This is a genomic window from Pseudoxanthomonas sp. 22568 (assembly GCF_052044485.1).
In the GTDB taxonomy this organism is placed as follows: Bacteria; Pseudomonadota; Gammaproteobacteria; order Xanthomonadales; family Xanthomonadaceae; genus Pseudoxanthomonas_A; species Pseudoxanthomonas_A beigongshangi.
Genome location: NZ_JBQENC010000004.1, coordinates 178,716 through 196,739 on the forward strand (window position 1 = coordinate 178,716; position 18,024 = coordinate 196,739).

Sequence of the window (18,024 nt, forward strand, 5' to 3'; positions counted from 1 at the left end):
TCCGGCCGGCCTGGCGTATGCTGGCGGCCCTCGCAAGCAGCCGGTTCCACCACCCGGCGCCAGCCGTAGACCATCCCCACAGGAGGCGCTGATGAGCAGGAAAACCAAGGCGGGTGCGGCCCGCGACGAACGGAACCGGGTGGAACGGGACAGCATGGGCGAGCTGCGGGTGCCCGCCGACGCCCTCTGGGGCGCGCAGACCCAGCGCGCGGTGCAGAACTTCCCGATTTCAGGCCGGCCGATGCCGCGCGGCTTCATCCGCGCGCTGGGGCTGATCAAGGCCGCCGCCGCCGAGGTCAACGCCGGCCTGGACCTGTTGCCGCAGGTCACCGCGCGGGCCATCCGTGCCGCCGCGCTGGAAGTGGCCGCCGGCGAACACGACGCGCACTTCCCGATCGACATCTACCAGACCGGTTCGGGCACCTCGTCGAACATGAATGCCAACGAGGTCATTGCCGCGCTCGCCAACCGTTCCGGCAAGGCCGGGCGCAAGGGTGTACATCCGAATGATCACGTCAACCTGGGCCAGAGTTCCAACGACGTCATTCCCACCGCCATCCGCGTCTCCGCGCAGCTGGCCGTGCTGGAAGACCTGCTGCCGGCGGTGAAACACCTGTGCCGGACCATCGATCGACGTGGCAAGGCGCTCGGCAGGATCGTCAAGACCGGCCGAACCCATCTGATGGACGCGATGCCGCTGACCTTCGCCCAGGAGTTCTCGGCTTGGTCGGCGCAATTGGCCTCGGCCGAGGAGCGCATCGCCGACAGCCTCAAGCGGCTGCGCCGGTTGCCGCTGGGCGGCACCGCGATCGGCACCGGCATCAACGCCGATCCGCGTTTCGGCGCGCGGGTCGCGAAGGCGCTGTCGAAGCAGACCGGCGCGCGGTTCGAGAGCGCCGGCAACAAGTTCGAAGGGCTGGCGGCGCAGGACGACGCGGTCGAACTGTCCGGCCAACTCAGCGCACTGGCCGTGGCGCTGACCAAGATCGCCAACGATCTGCGCTGGATGAACGCCGGGCCGCTGGCCGGCCTGGGCGAGATCGAACTGCCGGCCCTGCAGCCGGGCAGCTCGATCATGCCGGGCAAGGTCAATCCGGTGATTCCGGAAGCGACCGTGATGGTGTGCGCGCAGGTGATGGGCCACCACACCGCGATCACGGTGGCCGGGCAGACCGGCAACTTCCAGCTCAACGTGACCCTGCCATTGATCGCGGCCAATCTGCTGGATTCGATCCAACTGCTGGCGAATGTGTCGCGCCTGCTCGCCGACACCGCCATCGACGGACTCAAGGTGCGTGAGGACAACATCAGGCGAGCACTGGATCGCAATCCGATCCTGGTGACCGCGCTGAACCCGGTGATCGGCTACGAGAAGGGCGCGGCCATCGCCAAGCAGGCCTACAAGGAGAATCGCGCGGTGCTCGACGTGGCGCGCGAGGTCACCGGCCTGCCGGAGAAAGTGCTGAAGCCGTTGCTGGATCCGGCCGTGCTCGCCAAGGGCGGCATCCACGGCAAGCCGGGCGGCGGNCCTCCACCGCGGTGGCGTCATATGGCCGGATCTTCAGACCGGATCATTCCGCCGCGGGAATGAACTCGGCGGCCTTCATCGCGGTGATGGCCGCCCAGTCGTGTGGCTTGCCGTCCAGGCGCGCGGCGACCAGGCGGTAACCCACCGAGTAGCCCGCCCACATCGGGATACCGGCCTGCGGATTGCCGAACATCGAGCCCATCAATACCTGTGGAGAGGTCTCGCCCAGGTTGGGACGGAACGCGGCCAGGGTCGCGGTGTACTGGGCGTCGTCCAGGGCGTGGATCCACGGGGCCGGGTGCGCGCCGAACACCTGGTTGGCGTAGTAATCGGCGCGGCCTTCGAACACCAGATAGTCGGCGAGGGTGAACGCGGCATCCGGATGGAACTGCTCCTGCGCCAGTAGCTGTGATGGAGCTCGTGCGCAAGCACGTACGGCAGCAGCTTCGCCCAGTCAGCCTGTGGATGCAGCTTGACGACGACTTTGCCGCTGCCGGCGGTCAGCGCGATCACGCCCTGCATGCGATCACGCGTGAACGCGTCGTCCGGAGTGGTGAAATCCACGCACAGCGTCAGCCGGCCCTGCGGCAGATCGGCGACCACGCGGTCATAGGTGGATTGGGCGATTTTTTCGAAATGGGCCCGATCGAAGCCGTTCTCGGCCGATTCGCGCTGTTCGCGGGTCAGGCGCGGATCCGGCGCGTAGCCGCGCGCCAGGTCCGCGAACTGGCCGCCTGACGCGCAGCGGGCGAACCAGGCGTCGCCGACGGCCTTGGCATCGGTGGCCGCCAGCACCTGCGGGTTGGTGTAGTGGAAATCGATGGGCTCGCCGGCGATCGCCAAACCGGGCACGAGCAGGAACAGCAGCAGCGGAAGTCGGCGTTTCATGGGAAGTCCTGGAAGAGCGGCGCGGGATGCGTCCGGAGATCAGGACGCGCGGGGCTCGCGGGTGTGACCCGGCGTGGGCGAATGGTCATCGGGAGGCAACCTTGGCGGGCAGCGGCCAACCGGTGCAGGGGGGATGCGGTTGCGCATTGGCATCCGGCGCGCGCAATTCAGGATGGTCGTAGGGCAGGTAGCTTTGCCAGTACCAGGGAAAGCAGACCGGTCCCAGCTTGTACTCGATGAGATAGGGGAAAATGCTGTCGGCATTGGAGCTGTTGCTCATCAGCAGCAGGCAGTCACGCCCGTCGCGCACGCACACCGCGATGTTGCGGGTGCCGTCGTCGTGCCCGCCCTTGAAGAACGCCCGGCCTTCCTGTGTCCGGTACACACTCCAGCCGAGCCCGTAGGCCAGTTCGATCGCCGCGTTGTCGGTGGTGGTCTCGGTGGACAGGGTGGGGAACTGCTGGACCGAATCGATGCGCACCTGCGTGCCGAACAATTCGTCGCGTGTCCCGGCGTCCAGCCCCTCGTTGCGCGACAGGCCGGCCAGGAACGCCGCGAAATCGCGCAGGGTGGTATCCATCGAACCGGCGGCCCGCACCGCGCCGCGCTGCTTGTGGCCGAGGGATTCCCCGTCCTCGTCGTAGCCCTGCGCCAGGTTGGCGGCGAACGCGTCGCGCCAGGTCATGCCGCTTCCGCGCATGCCGAAGCGATCGAACACCCGTTCCTGCATCAGCGTGCCGACATCGACGCCCAGGCCATGCTCGATCACGAACTGCAGCAGGTTGATGCCCTCGCCGGAGTAGGCGAAACGGCCGCCGGGGTCGAACGCGAAGGCCAGCTTCGCGTGTTCGTCGTAGCCTTGCGGAGTGAAGAACCGGAAATTCGGGAAGCCGGCGGTATGCGCCAGCAGCATGCGCGGGGTCAGTCGCCGCCAGCGTTCGTCGCCGGCCAGATCGGCGTACTTCTCGTACTCCGGCAGCGGGCGGGGCAGGTAGTCGGCGATGGAGCGATCCAGATCCAGCCGCCCGTCCCGCACCAGCCCCATCACCGCGTACGCGAAGGCGCCCTTGGTGAGCGAAGCGGCGTACATCGTGGTATCGGGCGTCAGCGGCAGGTTCCGTTCGACGTCGCGCAGGCCGTAGGTCTTCAACTCGGCCACCTTGCCGTCATGAATGACGGCCAGTGCGAGGCCAGTCACGCGGGCCTCCCGCATCAGCGTTTCGACCGGGTCGGGGACGCTTTCCGCGGCCATGCCCGCAACGGGGACGGCGACGGTGCACAGGCACAACAACAGCGACCACATCCCTTTCATGGTTCGGCCTCGCGTCTTGTCGTGGAACCGCCGCGGCAAACCCCTTGCCGCGGCGGGAAAATGACCGGTCCTGCGGAAGGATCAGTCCTTGCCGCAGTCGTCGATGTCTTGCTGATCCAGGTTGGCGTAGGGACGGAATGCCGGCACCTGCGCCGCCAGCGCGTCCTGGGCGGTGCGCAGTCCGGTCAGGCGGGTGCAGATCTTGTTCGCCTCGGCCTCGATCTTCTTGGCCTCGGCGTCCATCCGCGCGTCGATGTCGTCGGTGTTGCCGCTGATCACGCCGCTGATCGCCGCCCCGACCGCCTTGCCGGCCATCTTGGCGCCCTGCTTGCCGACCGCGATGCCGGCCTGGGTGATGCCTTCCAGTTCGCCGTAGTAGGCCGAGACCAGCTTGCGCTGATCCGGCGTCAGCGCCACCGCCTTGCCGTCGATGACCAGGTCGCCGTTGGCGCCGATTTTGGCCTTGGGATAACCATCGGCGTTGATGGTGAGTTCGCCGTCGCCGAAGCGGGCGATCTTGCCGTTGCCATTGTCGATGCTGGCCTGCGGCTTGCAGGCGGCCAGCGAGAGGGCCAGGACCAGGCCGACGCCCAGGCTGGCGGAAAGGGACGGAGTGCGCATGGCGGAATTCCTCAATGGCGACGGGGAAGGGAAACGGTGCCGGCGACACCGGAATGATCGATCGAGCCGCTGCCGACGGAACGCACGCTCAGGCCGCCGCGGACTTCGCGCGCGCCGACATTGCCGGAACCGACGCTACCGATGACAACGTCGCCGCCGATGCGGGACAGCTCGGCATCGCCGGAGCCGATGGATTCGATCTCGACCCGGCCCTGACCATCCTCGAGGTCGAAATCGCCCGAACCGATGGTGCCGATGCTGACCGGCCCGCGGACGTGGCGCGCCTGCGCGTCGCCGGAGCCGATGCTGATGCCTTTCAGCGAGCCGGCGCCATCGACTTCGACATCGCCGGACCCGACATCGAAGGCGACCAGCCCGCGGGTTTCGCGGATCACCGCGTCGCCGGAGCCGACGTCGGCGCTGACGATGGCGGCACCGCGTACCTCCGCGTCCCCCGACCCGACCTTGAGCTGGACCGGCATGTTATCGGGCACGCTGCCGTCGAGTTCCAGGTAGGCGTAGTTCTTGCTGAAGAAGATGCTCTGGCTCCGGCCTTCGCGTCGCAGGAGCACCACCAGCTTGTCGCCCTCGCGGCGCTGGGTGACGGACAACTGCGGCAGCAGCTTGGCGTCGGAGGCGCAGGCCCGGCCCCGCAGCCCGTGGTGGTTGCCGGAGCGGGCCACCAGTTTCAGGTCATGCGAGGCCACGTCGAACACCACGGCCTTGGCATCGCCGATGTCCAGGTCCAGTTGGCGGGGCTCGGTGTGCTTGCAATTGTCTTCGGCGGCGATTGCCGGGGCCGCGATGGCGATGGCAAGGGCCAGGACGGGCAGCGACAGGAAAACACGGTGCATGGGAATCCTCCGTACGGAACGCGGGTGGTTGACCGGGGGGGCGGCGGNCCCGGGCCGGATCACTCGCTGTCGCGCCAGCGGCGCAGGTAGATGGCGGCGGCGATCAGGCCGGCGCCGATGACCGCGCCGATCCACAGGTCGGCAGTGCCGAAGACCTGCCAGTTGTTGCCCAGGTTCATCATCCGCACCAGGTCGTCGGGGGTGTTGACGTTCTGGCCGGCCAGCTGGTCGTTGCTCAGGTTCAGCGGTGACCAGGTTCCTGGCACCACACTCAGCAGGCCGCGATAGACCACGGTGTACCAGAGCGGGCCATACGGGATGTCGATGCCCAGGATGCCCAGCATGCTGATGATCACGCAGGCCAGCACCGGAATCAGCACCGCCCACAGGAACGGCTTGCTGCGCGCCCAGGCCGAGCAGAACATCAGCCAGCCCACCGCGGGCAGCGCCCAGAACAGGTAGATCGGCAGGGTCGACAGCACGTTGGCGATGATGCTCAGCGGATGCGAATGGGTGAACATCGCCCAGCCACCCGGTACGCCCATGATGCCCATCGCGCTGGCGGCGATGATCCACAGCGCCACGCCGACCAGTACGCCGATGCCGATGGCCAGCAGCGGTCCCAGGAACAGGGCCCAGGTCGCCTTCGACAGCACCATCTGGGTATCGGTGACGGGCAGCGACTTCCAGAACAGGATGCTGCGATCACGGCGATCGTCGTGCAGGGTGCCCAGGGCGTAGAAGAACACCACGAACGCCAGCACGATCTGGGTCAGGCCCATGCCGCCCATCAGGATGCCGTCGCCGACCTGGCCGATCTGGCGGACGTGATCCAGCATGTCACCGTCCACGTTCATGTTGAAGTCCATGTCGTTCTTCACCTGGAAGAACTTGATGACCCCGATCATGGCGGCGATGAAGGACAGCACGGTGATGATGGCGCCGGTGATCACCGGCGCCCACAGGAAGCCGCCGCGGTTTTCCCAGAACTCCCGTTTCAACAGCCACTTGAAGGCGGAGCCCTTGGTGGCATGCACAGTGGTGGCGGTGTTCATGCGTAGGTTCCTTTCATGATGGCGACGAACAGATCGGCCAGGCCGGGATTGCGCGTCTCGCCCAGTTCGGCGAGCCGGCCGCGGTCGATGCCGTCATACAGGAAAACGCTCTTGCCGAATGGCAGGCCGCGTTCGTCGATGGGGTTCAGGGCGCGCGCCTGTTCGACCTTGTCGGAAGAGACCAGCAACTCCGTGTAGCGCTCGGCCACCTCGTCCATCTGCGCGGTCAGCACGATCCGGCCGTCGCGGATGAACATCACGTCGGTGAGGATGTGTTCGATCTCCTCGACCTGGTGGGTGGTGACGATGATGGTCTTCTGCTCGTCGAAGTAGTCCTCCAGCAGGCGCTGGTAGAACTGCTTGCGATAGAGGATGTCCAGGCCGAGGGTCGGCTCGTCCAGCACCAGCAGGCGGGCGTCGATCGCCATCACCAGGGCCAGGTGCAACTGCACGATCATGCCCTTGGACATCTCGCGGACCCGCAGGTCCGGGCGCAACTGGGTGTTGGCCAGGAAACGCTCGCATTTTGCGCGGTCGAAGCGGGGATGCACGCCGGCCACGAAATCGATGGCCTCGCGAACCCGCATCCAGCGCGGCAGCACCGCCACGTCGGCGATGAAGCACACGTCGTTCATCAACTGGCCACGCTGCTTGCGCGGATCCAGGCCCAGCACCTTCAGGTCGCCCTCGAACGGGGTCAGGCCGAGGATGGCCTTCAGCGCGGTGGTCTTGCCGGCGCCGTTGGGGCCAATCAGGCCGATGATCTTGCCGGCCTCGATCTGGAAGCTGGTGTTGTCCAGCGCCAGCTTGCTCCGGTAGGCCTTGCGCAGGCCCTGGGCGGTCACCACGGGATTGGAAATCACGGCGCTCATCACTTGTTCCCCTTGACTTGCAGCAGTTCCTCGATCGACAGCCCCAGGCGTTCGATGCGCTGGGCCACGGCCGGCCATTCATCGTGCAGGAAGCGCTCGCGTTCGCTCTTGAGCAACTTCTTGGAAGCCTCGTCGGTGACGAACATGCCCAGCCCGCGGCGCTTCTCCACCAGCGCCTCGTCGGCCAGTTCCTGGTAGGCGCGCGAGACGGTGATCGGATTGAGCTGGTACTCGGCCGCCACCTGGCGGACGGAGGGGAGGGCGTCGCCCGGTTTCAGAACTCCGTCTAGCATCATGGCGATCACCCGATCCTTCAGTTGGCGGTAGATGGGAGCACCGTCGCTCCACTGGATGTTGACCATGGCTCAACCCCGTGGGCGCAGCGACTGCGCGAATGAGAAATAGGGCATCGACAGCGTGGCGCGGGCGCGGCGGCGCGGGTGGACCTGCGCATCCTCGGCGGCGGCCGCGGCTTCGATGGTGGAATCGACGCCGGCCAAAGGACTGCCTTCCATGGCATTCCGCTGGCGGGTCCCGGTGGTGCCCATCAGCAGACCCAGGGTCAGGAGGGCGCCACTGGCCGCCAGGCCGGACAGCGTATTGAGCAGTTTCGGTTTCATTGCGTCTCCCCCTTCATTGGGTGAGTGGTGTTGTATGTAACTATAACACCAGAACACAGGCCGTCAACTACCCGGGCGCCGTTTCGTAACCCAACTGAAGGCATACTTGTCGCCCCCGACCGGCAGGAACTCCAGATGAAGCGCAAGTGGCTGAAAAACATGACTTTAATCGTCGCTTTGGTGGCGGCGGGAAGCGTCTGGGCCGCCGGGCTGCTGGACGTCAGCTATCGGCCGCTGGCCGGCAAGACCACGGTCCGGCTGAACGAGAAGTACGCCGGGCAGGTCCTGCTGATCGTCAACACCGCCAGCAAATGCGGCTTCACGCCGCAGTACGAGGGCCTGGAAGCGCTGCACCGGAAGTACGCCGGGCGCGGATTCGCGGTGCTTGGCTTTCCGTCCAATGATTTCAAGGGCCAGGAACCCGGCAACGAGCAGCAGATCCAGGAGTTCTGCACGCTGACCTACGGGGTCAAGTTCCCGATGTTCGAGAAGGTGCATGTGATCGGCCCGGAAACCACGCCGTTGTATCGCTCGCTCAGCCAGGCCACCGGTGTCGCGCCAGGCTGGAATTTCCACAAGTACCTGGTCGCGCGCGATGGCCGGGTGGTGGCGAATTTCCCCAGCAAGATCAAGCCAGATGACCCCGCGCTGGTGGCCGCCATCGAGCGCGAACTGAAGGCGGCGCGGCGTTGAACCCTGCACGCGGCCGTAGCTTGCGTGCGACAATACGGGATTGGTGCCGCCATCGCGGCAAGTTGCGAGGAGTCGAGGGATGAAGCGGTCGGTGCGCGGTTTCGCCGCGGTTGTGGCAATCACTTTTTCGATGCTGGGAGGCAGCGTGTCTGCACAGGAAAAAACCGCGCTGACGAATGAGCGCGAAAAGGTCAGCTACTCGGTCGGCCTGGATCTGGGCCAATCGTTCGAACCGATTGCGAAGTTCATTGACCTGGCCGCGTTCGAGCGCGCCATGAAGAACGCGATGGACGGTGGCAAGCCGCTGATCAGCCAGGAAGAGGCGCAGGCCACCGACCAGGCGCTGCGCATCAACCTGGCCGCCAGCCAGGGCCAGCAGATCCCGGGCATGCCGCCGGGCAGCCCGCCGCCGGCCGTGGCCAAGGACAAGGTCGGCCTGATGCTGGGCAGCTACATGGTGGGACCGTCGCTGGCCCCGCTGAAGCAGGATCTGGACATGGCGGTGGTGATGCAGGGCATGCGCACCGCGCTGGACAAGAGCGCCAAGCCGCTGCTGACCGCCGAAGACGCGAAGGCGACGATGGAAGCCTTCATGATCCGCCGGCAGAGCGAGAGCGCGCAGCGCAACCGCAACGAAGGCAGCAAGTTCCTGGCCGAGAACAAGGCCAAGAAGGGCGTGATCACCACGCCGTCGGGCCTGCAGTACATGGTGCTGCGCGAAGGCAACGGCGCGCGTCCGACCCCGAGCAGCCGAGTGCGCGTGAACTATGTCGGCGCGTTGCTGGACGGCACCGTATTCGACAGTTCCTACGATCGTGGCCAGCCGGCTGAGTTTGGCCTGAACCAGGTGATCCCCGGCTGGACCGAGGGCGTTTCGCTAATGCCCGTCGGCGCCAAGTACCGTTTCTGGATTCCCGGCGACCTCGCCTACGGCAAGGAAGGCGCGCCCGGCGGCAAGATCGGGCCGGACGCCACGCTTACTTTTGACGTTGAGTTGATGGGCATCCTGCAATAAAGCCCGTTCCCCCCAATAACGGAATTCCAGCATGCGAGTAGCGATCTTCGGCACCGGTTATGTCGGCCTGGTGACGGGTACCTGTCTGGCCGAGGTCGGCCACGACATCATCTGCGTCGATATCGATGCCGCCAAGGTCGAAGGCCTGAACAACGGTGTCATCCCGATCTACGAGCCCGGGCTGGAACCGATGGTCAAGGCCAACCATGCCGCCGGCCGCCTGCGTTTCACCACCGACGCGGCAGAAGCGATCGCGCACGGCGAGGTGATCTTCATCGCCGTGGGCACGCCGCCGGACGAGGATGGCAGCGCGGATCTGCAATACGTGCTGGCGGTGGCCCGCACCATCGGCCAGCACATCCAGCGGCCGACCGTGGTGGTCGACAAGTCGACGGTGCCGGTCGGCACCGCCGATCGCGTGGGTGACGCGATCCAGGCGGAGCTGCAAAAGCGCGGCATTGAAGTCCCGTTCGATGTGGTCTCCAACCCGGAATTCCTGAAGGAAGGCGACGCGGTCAAGGACTGCATGCGCCCGGACCGCATCGTCATCGGCGCCAACAATCCGGCCGCGGTCGAGAAGCTCAAGCGCCTGTACGCGCCATTCAACCGCAACCACGAGCGCATCGTGGTGATGGACGTGCGTTCGGCGGAACTGACCAAGTACGCGGCCAACGCGATGCTGGCGACCAAGATCAGTTTCATGAACGAGATCGCCAACATCGCCGAGCGTGTCGGCGCCGACGTCGAGCATGTCCGCCAGGGCATCGGCTCGGATCCGCGCATCGGCTGGTATTTCATCTATCCGGGCGCCGGTTATGGCGGTTCCTGCTTCCCCAAGGACGTGCAGGCGCTGGCCCGCACCGCCCAGCAGCATGGCTACACGCCGCGCCTGCTCGATGCCGTGGAAGAGGTCAACGACGCCCAGAAGGGACACCTGTACGAACTGATCCAGCGCCACTACGACCGTGGCGAGGACGAGGGCGTGCGCGGTCGCACCTTCGCGGTGTGGGGACTGGCATTCAAGCCCAACACCGACGACATGCGCGAAGCTTCCAGCCGTCGCCTGCTGGCGCAGTTGTGGGAGGGCGGCGCCAAGGTCCGCGCCTACGATCCGGAAGCCAGCCATGAAGCGCGCCGCATCTTCGGCGAGCGCGATGATCTGGTGCTGTGCGACTCCGCCGCGTCCGCGCTGGACGGTGCCGATGCGCTGGTGGTGGTGACCGAATGGAAGCAGTTCCGCAGCCCGGATTTCTCCCGGCTCAAGAGCCTGCTCAAGGACGCGGTCATTTTCGACGGCCGCAATCTCTACGAGCCGGCCGAAGTCGAACAGGCCGGCCTCGCGTACTACGGCATCGGCCGCGGACGTTCCATCCATGCCGAGTGACCTGTTCGCGCAGGACCGGCTGGAACAGCGCCTGGTCGAACTGGAGACACGCCTGACCTTCCAGGAGCAGGCCATGGCCGAGCTGAGCGAGGCCCTGGCCGACGCCCGCGCCGAGAGCGGGCGCAATACCGAGCTGCTGATGAACCTGTTGTCGGACCTGCGCAAGCTGCGGGGCGAGCTGTACGCCGATCCCGCCGACGAGCCGCCGCCGCCGCATTATTGATACGCTTGGCACCGCGCCCGCCACGGGCGCGCTGTGTTCACCGCCGAATTACCCGCAATGAGCGATTCCCTCCGCGATCAACTCCTCGGCCTGGGCTTCAAGCCCGCACCGAAACCCGAGCGCAAGCCGCAGGCCGACCAGCATCCCAACAAGCCCCAGGGCAGGCATCCCGGCAAGCCGGGACAGGCCAACAAGGGGAAGCCGGGCGGCAGGCGCGGCAAGCCGCATCCGCCGGCAGGCCAGGGCAAGGGCGGCAAGCGCGAGGGCGACATCGATCTCGCCAAGGCCTACGCGATCCGCGCGCAGAAGGAAAAGGACGAGCGTATCGAGACCGAACGCCAGAAGCAGGAAGAGGCGCGCCTGCGCCGCGAGGCCAAGGCGCGACTGGAAACCCTGCTGAAGGATCAGGCGCTGAATGATCCCGCGGCGGAAATCGCGCGGCATTTTCCGTATGGCGGCAAGATCAAGCGCATCTATGTCAACGAAGCCCAGCTCAAGGCGCTCAATGCGGGCGAACTGGGCGTGGTCCAGTTGAATGGCCGCTACCTGCTGGTGAGCGCGGATGTGCTGGCGCAGGCCGAGGCCACGTTCGCGCCTGCGGTCGCGTTGAAGGTCGATCCCGATGCACCGGCCGAAGCCGATCCCTACGCGGATCCCAAATTCCAGGTACCCGACGATCTGGTCTGGTAAGCCGTCCGGTGAACACGCGGGCGCCGACGCTGTGCCTGCTGCCCGGCCTGGATGGCACCGGGCGCCTTTACCGGAATCTGGCCCGACGCCTGGACGCGGATTTCGAGGTCCGCACGCTGGCCTATGACAGCCGCCGGTTCGACGGCTATTCGCCGTTGGCCGACGCGCTCGCACCGCAGTTGCCCCGGGACCGCGACTTCGTCCTGATCGCCGAATCCTTCGCGGGACCGCTGGCGGCCGAGCTCGCGGGCCGATTCCCGCAGGGACTGCGCGCGCTGGTGCTGGCCGCGAGCTTCGTGTCCTCGCCGTTGCCGGCCAGTCGCCTGTTGGCTGGTGTGCTGGAACATCTGCCGGCGACGCTGCCGCCCGGCCTGTTGCTGGAACGGATGCTTGCCGGTCGCGGCGCGGGTGGCGAACTGAGGGCGGAATTGCAGGCGGTACTGCGGACCATCCCGACGGAAGTGCTGCGCCGCCGCGCGCTGGCGGCACTGCGCAGCGACGCGGGGAAGGCGCTGGCGAGCCTGCAAGTGCCGGTGCTGTATCTGCAAGGGACGCGGGATCGCCTCATCGGCCGGTGGGCCGGGAACCAGGTGCTTCAACTGGCGCGGGATGCCGAGTTGCGCCGGATCGACGCGCCGCATTTCCTGTTCCAGGTCGCCACCGACGCCGCCGTCGCGGCGATTACCGGATTCCTCGAACGGCGAGGGCTTGCCTAGCCCACCGCAGGATGGGCGGTGGGGCGTGGGGACACCAGCCAGCGCCAGGCGATGAGCGCGGCGAGCAGGGCGAAGCCACCCGCGGCCGCGAACGCCACGGAGCCGCTGAAGCGCCACAACTGACCGGCGATCAGGGCGCCGGCCACGCCGCCAATGCCGGAGGAGAGGCCATAGAACACGCCCTGGCCATGGCCATTGAGCCGACCGGGGAAGAACCGGGCGAGCAGTTGCATCGCGGCGGCGAAGAACCCGCCGAAGTTGAGCGCATGGGTGATTTGCGCCAGTCCCAGCAGCCAGGCGTTGTCCGGCCAGAGCGCGGTCGCCCACCAGCGCAGAGCGGCGCTGAGCATCGCCACCGCCATCACCTTGCCCGCGTCCCAACGCCGGAAAATCCGCGCCGACAGGAAGAACACCCCGATCTCGGCGAGTACGCCGACCGTCCAGAACAGGCCCAGGCGGGAGGCGGAGTAGCCGTGCTCGCTCAAATAGATGGCGAAGAAGGTGTAGTAGGGGCCGAACGAGATCTGGATGAGGAAGGCGGCGACGAAGAACGCGCGCACCGCAGGTTGCTTCAGGCGTGCCCGGAAACCGGCCTGGTCCGGGGAATCCGCTTCCCGCGGCGGATGCTCGTAATGGTTGGCGTAGGCCGAGGCCAGCAGCGCGGCCAGCAGCGGCAGCATCAGCCAGGGCAGGCTGCCGGCACCGAAACGGTCGAGCAGTGGCCCGTACGAGGACACCACCATGATGAAGCCGATCGAACCCCAGACCCGCACCTGGCCGTAGCGATGCGGCTGCGCGGCGAGATGGCCCAGGGTGATCGATTCGAATTGCGGCATCACCGCGTTGTAGGCGAAGCAGAACGCGCACATCACCACGAACAGGCCGGTGAATCCCAGCGGCAGCAGGAAGAGCGCGAACGCCAGCAGGGTCAGCCAGCATCCCAGGTGCAGCCAGCGGATGGGGCGCGGCGAACGTGCCGCCAGCGTGGTCCAGGTGCTGGGCGCGAGTATGCGGGTGGCATACCACAGGCTCATCAGTACGCTGATTGCGCCGACCTGCATGCCACGCGATTGCAGGAACAGGCTCCAGTAGGGCGAGAACGCACCCAGTGCGGCGTAGTACGCGAGATAGAAGCTGGACAGCCGCGCCATCGGAACGGCGGCGGACGGTGTCACAGCAGATCCTGCACGGGGGCAGCCAGCAGTTCGCGGGTGCCGTGCGCCAGCCGGCGCAGGCGCGAGATGCCCAGATCCCGGATCAGCGAATGGCTCTGGTGCGGCAGCGGCGAATCGTAGAGGTCGTGCGGGGCCACGTTCTTGCCCGGCACGCCGGGAACGAATTCCAGTCCGGCGGCGGCATAGCAGTGCTGGACCAGCGCCGAACAGTACAGCGCGCCTTCCTTGGCCAGCAGATTGTCGCGTTGGCGCAGGCGCGTACTGTGCAGGGCGAACAGCGTGCCGACCAGTTCGCCCAGCGAATAGCTGGACAAGCCGGCCAGCAGTTCCAGCCCGGCGACCTGCACCTGCCGGATCTGGGTCTCGTCCAGTCCGAAGTCCAGCACGGCGAGGTTGGGGAACGTCTCCTCGTCGAAATAGCGGGCCAGCCGGTTTTCCTGCACGCCGAGGCGAATCTGGCGGTAGCGCAGATCCAGATCCGACTCCAGCACCCACCAGTGCCCGTCCACGCGCTGTTCCATGAAGATGAATGCGTGCGACCACAAGCTGCGATGGCCATCGCCCGTCAACGGCCCCTGCGCCTTGCGGATCAGCTTGTTGATCCAGTCACGCCCGCCGGAGAGGCCGATGCGCCCGGGCGCGGCATGCTTGAGCAGGAAGGCGGCGTTGGTGCTCTGGGCAGCGTCCATGCGGAGGCGATGCGGTAGGGAACGCGGATCCTAAACGATGCGCGCTGGACGAGCTTGCCGCGGCATGATGCGGCGTGCTTTCCAACCCTGTTGTTCCACAAGGCGCAGGTAGCCCCCTTGACCAGCCATTCGGCTGTTGAAAGCGAAAAAGGGGGCGGGCACCTGCGGAGCAGGTGACGAGGGATTGGCTCTTTGCGCGAAAAGCAAATCCCCCTCAATCCCCCTTTTGCAAAGGGGGAGGCAAAAGCCGAGCCTTTCCCGATTCCCGATTCCCGATTCCCGATTCCCGATTCCCGATTCCCGATTCCCGATTCCCGATTCCCGATTCCCGATTCCCGATTCCCGAATCCCGGCTTTCAACGGCCGCATGGCCGGTCATCCCGAATCCCGGCCCTATTCCGGGTCGTAATCCAGATTCGATGCCAACCAGCGCTCGGCCTGGACCAGGTCCACGCCCTTGCGGCGCGCATAGTCGGCAACCTGCTCCTTGGACAGCCGGCCGACCACGAAGTACTGGCTCTGCGGATGGCTGAAGTAGTACCCCGATACCGCCGCGGTCGGCAGCATGGCGAAGCTTTCGGTCAGGGTCATGCCGGCATTCGAACCGGCATCGAGCAGCCGGAACAGCGTGGCCTTCTCGCTGTGCTCCGGGCAGGCCGGATACCCGGGCGCGGGACGGATGCCGCGGTAGCCCTCGGCGATCAGCGCGTCGTTGTCCAGTGATTCGTCGGCGGCAAAGCCCCAGAACTCGGTGCGCACGCGCTGGTGCAGGCGCTCGGCGAAGGCTTCGGCCAGGCGGTCGGCCAGCGCCTTGAGCAGGATCGCGTTGTAGTCGTCGTGATCGGCCTCGAAGCGCGCCACGTGCTCGTCGATGCCGATACCGGCGGTGACCGCGAACATGCCGATCCAGTCGGCCTTGCCCGATGCCTGCGGCGCGATGAAATCGGCCAGGCAGAAGTCAGGGCGTTCGACCGGCTTGTCGACCTGCTGGCGCAGGAAATGCAGGGTCTGCGGACCCCCTTCGGTCTGGATGACGACGTCGTCGCCGGTCGACTGCGCCGGCCACAGGCCGAACACGCCGCGCGCGGTCAGCCAGCGCTCGCGGATGATCCGGTCCAGCATCGCGCGCGCATCGCGGTACAACTCGCTGGCCTGCGGGCCAACGACCTCGTCGGTCAGGATGGCCGGATACTTGCCGGCCAGTTCCCACGCCTGGAAGAACGGCGTCCAGTCGATGTATTCGACCAGTTCGGCCAGCGGATAGTCGTCCAGCGCGGTGATGCCGGGCTGGCGTGGCGCGGGCGGGTCGTAAGTGTCCCAGCCGCCGTCGAACTTCTGCCCGCGCGCCTTCTCCAGCGAAACCAGCCGCTTGGCGTCGCCACGGTTGCGGTGGCGCTGCCGGATCTCGGCATAGTCGGCGTCGTTGGCGGCGACGAAGGCCGCGCGCATGTCGCGCGAAATCAGCGATTGCGCCACGCCGACCGCGCGCGAGGCGTCCTTCACCCAGACGGTCGGTGCGTCGTAGTGCGGATCGATCTTCAGCGCGGTATGCGCGCGCGACGTGGTCGCGCCGCCGATCAGCAGCGGCATGGAAAAACCCTGGCGCTGCATCTCGCGGGCGACATGGGTCATTTCCTCCAGCGAAGGCGTGATCAGGCCGGACAGGCCGATGATGTCGGCGTTCTCGGCACGGGCGGTGTCGAGGATCTTCTGCGCCGGCACCATCACGCCCAGGTCGACCACCTCGAAGTTGTTGCAGGCCAGGACCACACCGACGATGTTCTTGCCGATGTCGTGGACGTCGCCCTTGACCGTGGCCATCACGATCTTGCCGTTGGACTTGCCGGCGTCGCCGGTCTTCAGTTTTTCCGCCTCGATGAACGGCAGCAGGTAGGCCACGGCCTTCTTCATGACCCGCGCCGACTTCACCACCTGCGGCAGGAACATCTTGCCGGCGCCGAACAGATCGCCGACCACGTTCATGCCGTCCATCAGCGGACCTTCGATCACGTCCAGCGGCCGTGTCGCCTGCTGCCGCGCTTCCTCGGTGTCTTCCTCGACGAACGCATCGATGCCGTGCACCAGCGCGTGCGCCAGGCGCTCGCGCACCGGCTTGCCGCGCCAGGCCAGATCCTCGGTCTTGCTTTCGCCCTTCTTGCCCTTGTAGCGGTCGGCGATTTCCAGCAACCGCTCGGTCGCGTCGCTGCGGCGGTTGAGGATGACGTCTTCCACCCGCTCGCGCAGTTCCGGGTCCAGGTCGTCATAGATCGGCATCGCGCCGGCGTTGACGATGCCCATGTCCATGCCCGCCTGGATGGCGTGGTACAGGAACACCGAGTGGATGGCCTGGCGCACGGTCTCGTTGCCGCGGAAGGAGAACGAGACGTTGGAGACGCCGCCGGACACATGGCAGTGCGGCAGCGTGCGCTTGATGATGCGGGTGGCCTCGATGAAGTCCACCGCGTAGTTGTCGTGTTCCTCGATGCCGGTCGCGACCGCGAAGATGTTGGGATCGAAGATGATGTCTTCCGGCGGGAAGCCGACCTGCTCGGTCAGGATCCGGTAGGCGCGCGTGCAGATCTCCACCTTGCGCTCGCAGGTATCGGCCTGGCCGGTTTCGTCGAACGCCATGACCACGGCGGCCGCGCCATAGCGCAGTACCTTGCGGGCGTGCTCGATGAAGGCTTCCTCGCCTTCCTTCAGCGAGATGGAGTTGACCACGCCCTTGCCCTGCAGGCATTTCAGGCCGGCCTCGATGACGGTCCACTTGGAGGAGTCGACCATCACCGGGATGCGGGCGATGTCCGGCTCGGAGGCGATCAGGTTGAGGAAGCGGCTCATCGCCTTCTCGGAATCGATCAGGCCCTCGTCCATGTTGACGTCGAGGATCTGCGCGCCGCTGGCGACCTGCTGGCGTGCGACCTCGACCGCCTCCTCGTAGCGCTCTTCCTTGACCAGCTTGCGGAACTGCGCGCTGCCGGTGACGTTGGTGCGTTCGCCGACGTTGACGAACAGCAGGTCCGGGGTGATGACCAGCGGTTCGAGCCCGGAGAGGCGGGTATAGCGGGGCGGGGATGTGTTGTTGTCCATTACCAGACCTTGTAGACCTGTCCTGTCTGCACGCCTTCGATGCTGCGCTGGAAGGCCAGCGCGGCGCGGGCGGCGGAAACCGGCTCGAAGCCGGGGAAGAAATCGGCGTAGGCGTCCCAGGCTTCGCTGAGCACAGTGGGGCTGACGGCGTTGATGCGCAGTCCGCGCGGCAGTTCGCAGGCGGCGGCGCGGACGAAGCCCTCGACCGCGGCATTGACCGCGGTGGCGTTGGCGCCCTGGCGGATCGGCTGCTCGGCGAGGATGCCGGTGGTCAGCGTGATCGAGCCGCCATCCCGCAGATGATGCTGGCCGATGAGCGCCAGCCGCACCTGGCCGAGCAGCTTGTCCTGCAGGCCGGTGTCGAACTGGGCGGCGGTCATCCCGTCCAGCGGACCGAAATGCACGCTGCCGGCGGCGCTGACGATGGCGTCGAGCTGTCCGGTCGCGGCGAACAGGGCGCCCACGCTGGCGTCATCGCGCAGATCGACGCGATGCTCGCCGCTGTTGCGGCCCGCGGTGATCACCTGGTGACGCTCGCCCAGATGCCGAGCCACCGCGCGTCCCAGGGCGCCGCTGGCCCCCACCACGAGAATCTTCAT

Annotated in this window: 20 protein-coding genes; 8 read left to right on the forward strand and 12 right to left on the reverse strand. The window is 66.6% G+C overall.

Annotated elements, in window-relative coordinates; genetic code table 11:
• Positions 1-91 precede the first annotated feature (91 nt).
• Positions 92-1,591 (forward strand): class II fumarate hydratase, encoded by a 1,500-nt coding sequence (locus tag ACTJI2_RS06675; protein WP_440841524.1) that lies wholly within the window; start codon positions 92-94, stop codon positions 1,589-1,591.
• On the opposite strand, the gene ACTJI2_RS06680 is transcribed toward ACTJI2_RS06675, so the two are convergent.
• Positions 1,572-1,877 carry a DUF2268 domain-containing putative Zn-dependent protease gene (locus ACTJI2_RS06680; protein WP_440841525.1) on the reverse strand — a complete coding sequence of 102 codons (306 nt, stop codon included), beginning with the start codon at positions 1,875-1,877 and terminating at the stop codon, positions 1,572-1,574. The two genes, ACTJI2_RS06675 and ACTJI2_RS06680, sit on opposite strands and share 20 nt — an antisense overlap.
• Positions 1,878-1,939: 62 nt before the next feature.
• Here ACTJI2_RS06680 and ACTJI2_RS06685 point away from each other — a divergent pair, with 62 nt between their 5' ends.
• The gene (locus tag ACTJI2_RS06685; protein WP_440841527.1) at positions 1,940-2,266 is read left to right on the forward strand and encodes a hypothetical protein; all 327 of its coding nucleotides are present in this window, start codon (positions 1,940-1,942) and stop codon (positions 2,264-2,266) included.
• A 235-nt stretch (positions 2,267-2,501) separates the two neighbouring features.
• On the opposite strand, the gene ACTJI2_RS06690 is transcribed toward ACTJI2_RS06685, so the two are convergent.
• The 7 genes from ACTJI2_RS06690 to ACTJI2_RS06720 form a co-directional block, all read right to left on the reverse strand.
• Complete coding sequence (locus ACTJI2_RS06690; protein WP_440841528.1) at positions 2,502-3,728, reverse strand: serine hydrolase domain-containing protein; 1,227 nt, start codon at positions 3,726-3,728, stop codon at positions 2,502-2,504.
• Positions 3,729-3,809: 81 nt separating this feature from the next.
• The gene (locus ACTJI2_RS06695; protein WP_192197726.1) at positions 3,810-4,349 is read right to left on the reverse strand and encodes a DUF2884 family protein; all 540 of its coding nucleotides are present in this window, start codon (positions 4,347-4,349) and stop codon (positions 3,810-3,812) included.
• A gap of 11 nt (positions 4,350-4,360) precedes the next feature.
• Positions 4,361-5,203, reverse strand: coding sequence for a hypothetical protein (locus ACTJI2_RS06700; RefSeq protein ID WP_440841529.1), 843 nt, complete (start codon positions 5,201-5,203; stop codon positions 4,361-4,363).
• A gap of 59 nt (positions 5,204-5,262) precedes the next feature.
• Entirely contained in the window at positions 5,263-6,258 is a 996-nt protein-coding gene (locus ACTJI2_RS06705) for an ABC transporter permease (RefSeq protein ID WP_440841530.1), read from the reverse strand.
• The gene (locus tag ACTJI2_RS06710) at positions 6,255-7,130 is read right to left on the reverse strand and encodes an ABC transporter ATP-binding protein (RefSeq protein WP_183641784.1); all 876 of its coding nucleotides are present in this window, start codon (positions 7,128-7,130) and stop codon (positions 6,255-6,257) included. Before ACTJI2_RS06710 ends, ACTJI2_RS06705 begins: the two co-directional genes overlap by 4 nt.
• Complete coding sequence (locus ACTJI2_RS06715; protein WP_183641782.1) at positions 7,130-7,492, reverse strand: GntR family transcriptional regulator; 363 nt, start codon at positions 7,490-7,492, stop codon at positions 7,130-7,132. The genes ACTJI2_RS06710 and ACTJI2_RS06715 overlap by 1 nt, the downstream gene beginning before the upstream one ends.
• A gap of 3 nt (positions 7,493-7,495) precedes the next feature.
• The gene (locus ACTJI2_RS06720) at positions 7,496-7,750 is read right to left on the reverse strand and encodes a hypothetical protein (protein ID WP_192197729.1); all 255 of its coding nucleotides are present in this window, start codon (positions 7,748-7,750) and stop codon (positions 7,496-7,498) included.
• 159 nt (positions 7,751-7,909) lie between these two features.
• Here ACTJI2_RS06720 and ACTJI2_RS06725 point away from each other — a divergent pair, with 159 nt between their 5' ends.
• The 6 genes from ACTJI2_RS06725 (at position 7,910) to ACTJI2_RS06750 (ending at position 12,471) form a co-directional block, all read left to right on the forward strand.
• A complete protein-coding gene (locus ACTJI2_RS06725) occupies positions 7,910-8,443 on the forward strand; it encodes a glutathione peroxidase (RefSeq protein WP_440841610.1) in 534 nt (177 codons plus the stop codon).
• Positions 8,444-8,522: 79 nt separating this feature from the next.
• Positions 8,523-9,458 carry an FKBP-type peptidyl-prolyl cis-trans isomerase gene (locus ACTJI2_RS06730; RefSeq protein WP_183641776.1) on the forward strand — a complete coding sequence of 312 codons (936 nt, stop codon included), beginning with the start codon at positions 8,523-8,525 and terminating at the stop codon, positions 9,456-9,458.
• A 31-nt stretch (positions 9,459-9,489) separates the two neighbouring features.
• Positions 9,490-10,842: a UDP-glucose dehydrogenase family protein gene (locus ACTJI2_RS06735; RefSeq protein WP_318288952.1), complete on the forward strand. Its 1,353-nt coding sequence runs from the start codon at positions 9,490-9,492 to the stop codon at positions 10,840-10,842.
• Positions 10,832-11,065 carry a SlyX family protein gene (locus ACTJI2_RS06740; protein WP_141453069.1) on the forward strand — a complete coding sequence of 78 codons (234 nt, stop codon included), beginning with the start codon at positions 10,832-10,834 and terminating at the stop codon, positions 11,063-11,065. The genes ACTJI2_RS06735 and ACTJI2_RS06740 overlap by 11 nt, the downstream gene beginning before the upstream one ends.
• Before the next feature lie 57 nt (positions 11,066-11,122).
• Positions 11,123-11,755 (forward strand): DUF2058 domain-containing protein, encoded by a 633-nt coding sequence (locus tag ACTJI2_RS06745; RefSeq protein WP_440841531.1) that lies wholly within the window; start codon positions 11,123-11,125, stop codon positions 11,753-11,755.
• 8 nt (positions 11,756-11,763) lie between these two features.
• A complete protein-coding gene (locus tag ACTJI2_RS06750; RefSeq protein WP_183641767.1) occupies positions 11,764-12,471 on the forward strand; it encodes an alpha/beta fold hydrolase in 708 nt (235 codons plus the stop codon).
• Here ACTJI2_RS06750 and ACTJI2_RS06755 read toward each other — a convergent pair.
• From ACTJI2_RS06755 to ACTJI2_RS06770, 4 genes are all read right to left on the reverse strand, one after another.
• The gene (locus ACTJI2_RS06755; protein WP_440841611.1) at positions 12,468-13,622 is read right to left on the reverse strand and encodes an MFS transporter; all 1,155 of its coding nucleotides are present in this window, start codon (positions 13,620-13,622) and stop codon (positions 12,468-12,470) included. The genes ACTJI2_RS06750 and ACTJI2_RS06755 overlap by 4 nt on opposite strands.
• Before the next feature lie 20 nt (positions 13,623-13,642).
• On the reverse strand, positions 13,643-14,335 hold the full coding sequence (locus tag ACTJI2_RS06760) for a hypothetical protein (protein WP_183641764.1): 693 nt from the start codon (positions 14,333-14,335) through the stop codon (positions 13,643-13,645).
• Between the two features lie 393 nt (positions 14,336-14,728).
• The gene (metH, locus tag ACTJI2_RS06765; protein ID WP_183641761.1) at positions 14,729-17,425 is read right to left on the reverse strand and encodes a methionine synthase; all 2,697 of its coding nucleotides are present in this window, start codon (positions 17,423-17,425) and stop codon (positions 14,729-14,731) included.
• Entirely contained in the window at positions 17,425-18,024 is a 600-nt protein-coding gene (locus ACTJI2_RS06770) for a short chain dehydrogenase (protein ID WP_183641758.1), read from the reverse strand. The genes metH and ACTJI2_RS06770 overlap by 1 nt, the downstream gene beginning before the upstream one ends.

Bases quoted from the DNA above. Each gene is read 5' to 3' on its own strand.
- ACTJI2_RS06730 (WP_183641776.1), top strand. From the start codon at position 8,523: ATGAAGCGGTCGGTGCGCGGTTTCGCCGCGGTTGTGGCAATCACTTTT.
- ACTJI2_RS06710 (WP_183641784.1), bottom strand. From the start codon at position 7,130: ATGAGCGCCGTGATTTCCAATCCCGTGGTGACCGCCCAGGGCCTGCGC.
- ACTJI2_RS06735 (WP_318288952.1), top strand. From the start codon at position 9,490: ATGCGAGTAGCGATCTTCGGCACCGGTTATGTCGGCCTGGTGACGGGT.
- ACTJI2_RS06740 (WP_141453069.1), top strand. From the start codon at position 10,832: ATGCCGAGTGACCTGTTCGCGCAGGACCGGCTGGAACAGCGCCTGGTC.
- ACTJI2_RS06695 (WP_192197726.1), bottom strand. From the start codon at position 4,349: ATGCGCACTCCGTCCCTTTCCGCCAGCCTGGGCGTCGGCCTGGTCCTG.
- ACTJI2_RS06745 (WP_440841531.1), top strand. From the start codon at position 11,123: ATGAGCGATTCCCTCCGCGATCAACTCCTCGGCCTGGGCTTCAAGCCC.
- ACTJI2_RS06725 (WP_440841610.1), top strand. From the start codon at position 7,910: ATGACTTTAATCGTCGCTTTGGTGGCGGCGGGAAGCGTCTGGGCCGCC.
- ACTJI2_RS06685 (WP_440841527.1), top strand. From the start codon at position 1,940: ATGGAGCTCGTGCGCAAGCACGTACGGCAGCAGCTTCGCCCAGTCAGC.
- ACTJI2_RS06700 (WP_440841529.1), bottom strand. From the start codon at position 5,203: ATGCACCGTGTTTTCCTGTCGCTGCCCGTCCTGGCCCTTGCCATCGCC.
- ACTJI2_RS06690 (WP_440841528.1), bottom strand. From the start codon at position 3,728: ATGAAAGGGATGTGGTCGCTGTTGTTGTGCCTGTGCACCGTCGCCGTC.
- ACTJI2_RS06760 (WP_183641764.1), bottom strand. From the start codon at position 14,335: ATGGACGCTGCCCAGAGCACCAACGCCGCCTTCCTGCTCAAGCATGCC.
- metH (WP_183641761.1), bottom strand. From the start codon at position 17,425: ATGGACAACAACACATCCCCGCCCCGCTATACCCGCCTCTCCGGGCTC.
- ACTJI2_RS06770 (WP_183641758.1), bottom strand. From the start codon at position 18,024: ATGAAGATTCTCGTGGTGGGGGCCAGCGGCGCCCTGGGACGCGCGGTG.
- ACTJI2_RS06705 (WP_440841530.1), bottom strand. From the start codon at position 6,258: ATGAACACCGCCACCACTGTGCATGCCACCAAGGGCTCCGCCTTCAAG.
- ACTJI2_RS06720 (WP_192197729.1), bottom strand. From the start codon at position 7,750: ATGAAACCGAAACTGCTCAATACGCTGTCCGGCCTGGCGGCCAGTGGC.
- ACTJI2_RS06755 (WP_440841611.1), bottom strand. From the start codon at position 13,622: ATGGCGCGGCTGTCCAGCTTCTATCTCGCGTACTACGCCGCACTGGGT.
- ACTJI2_RS06715 (WP_183641782.1), bottom strand. From the start codon at position 7,492: ATGGTCAACATCCAGTGGAGCGACGGTGCTCCCATCTACCGCCAACTG.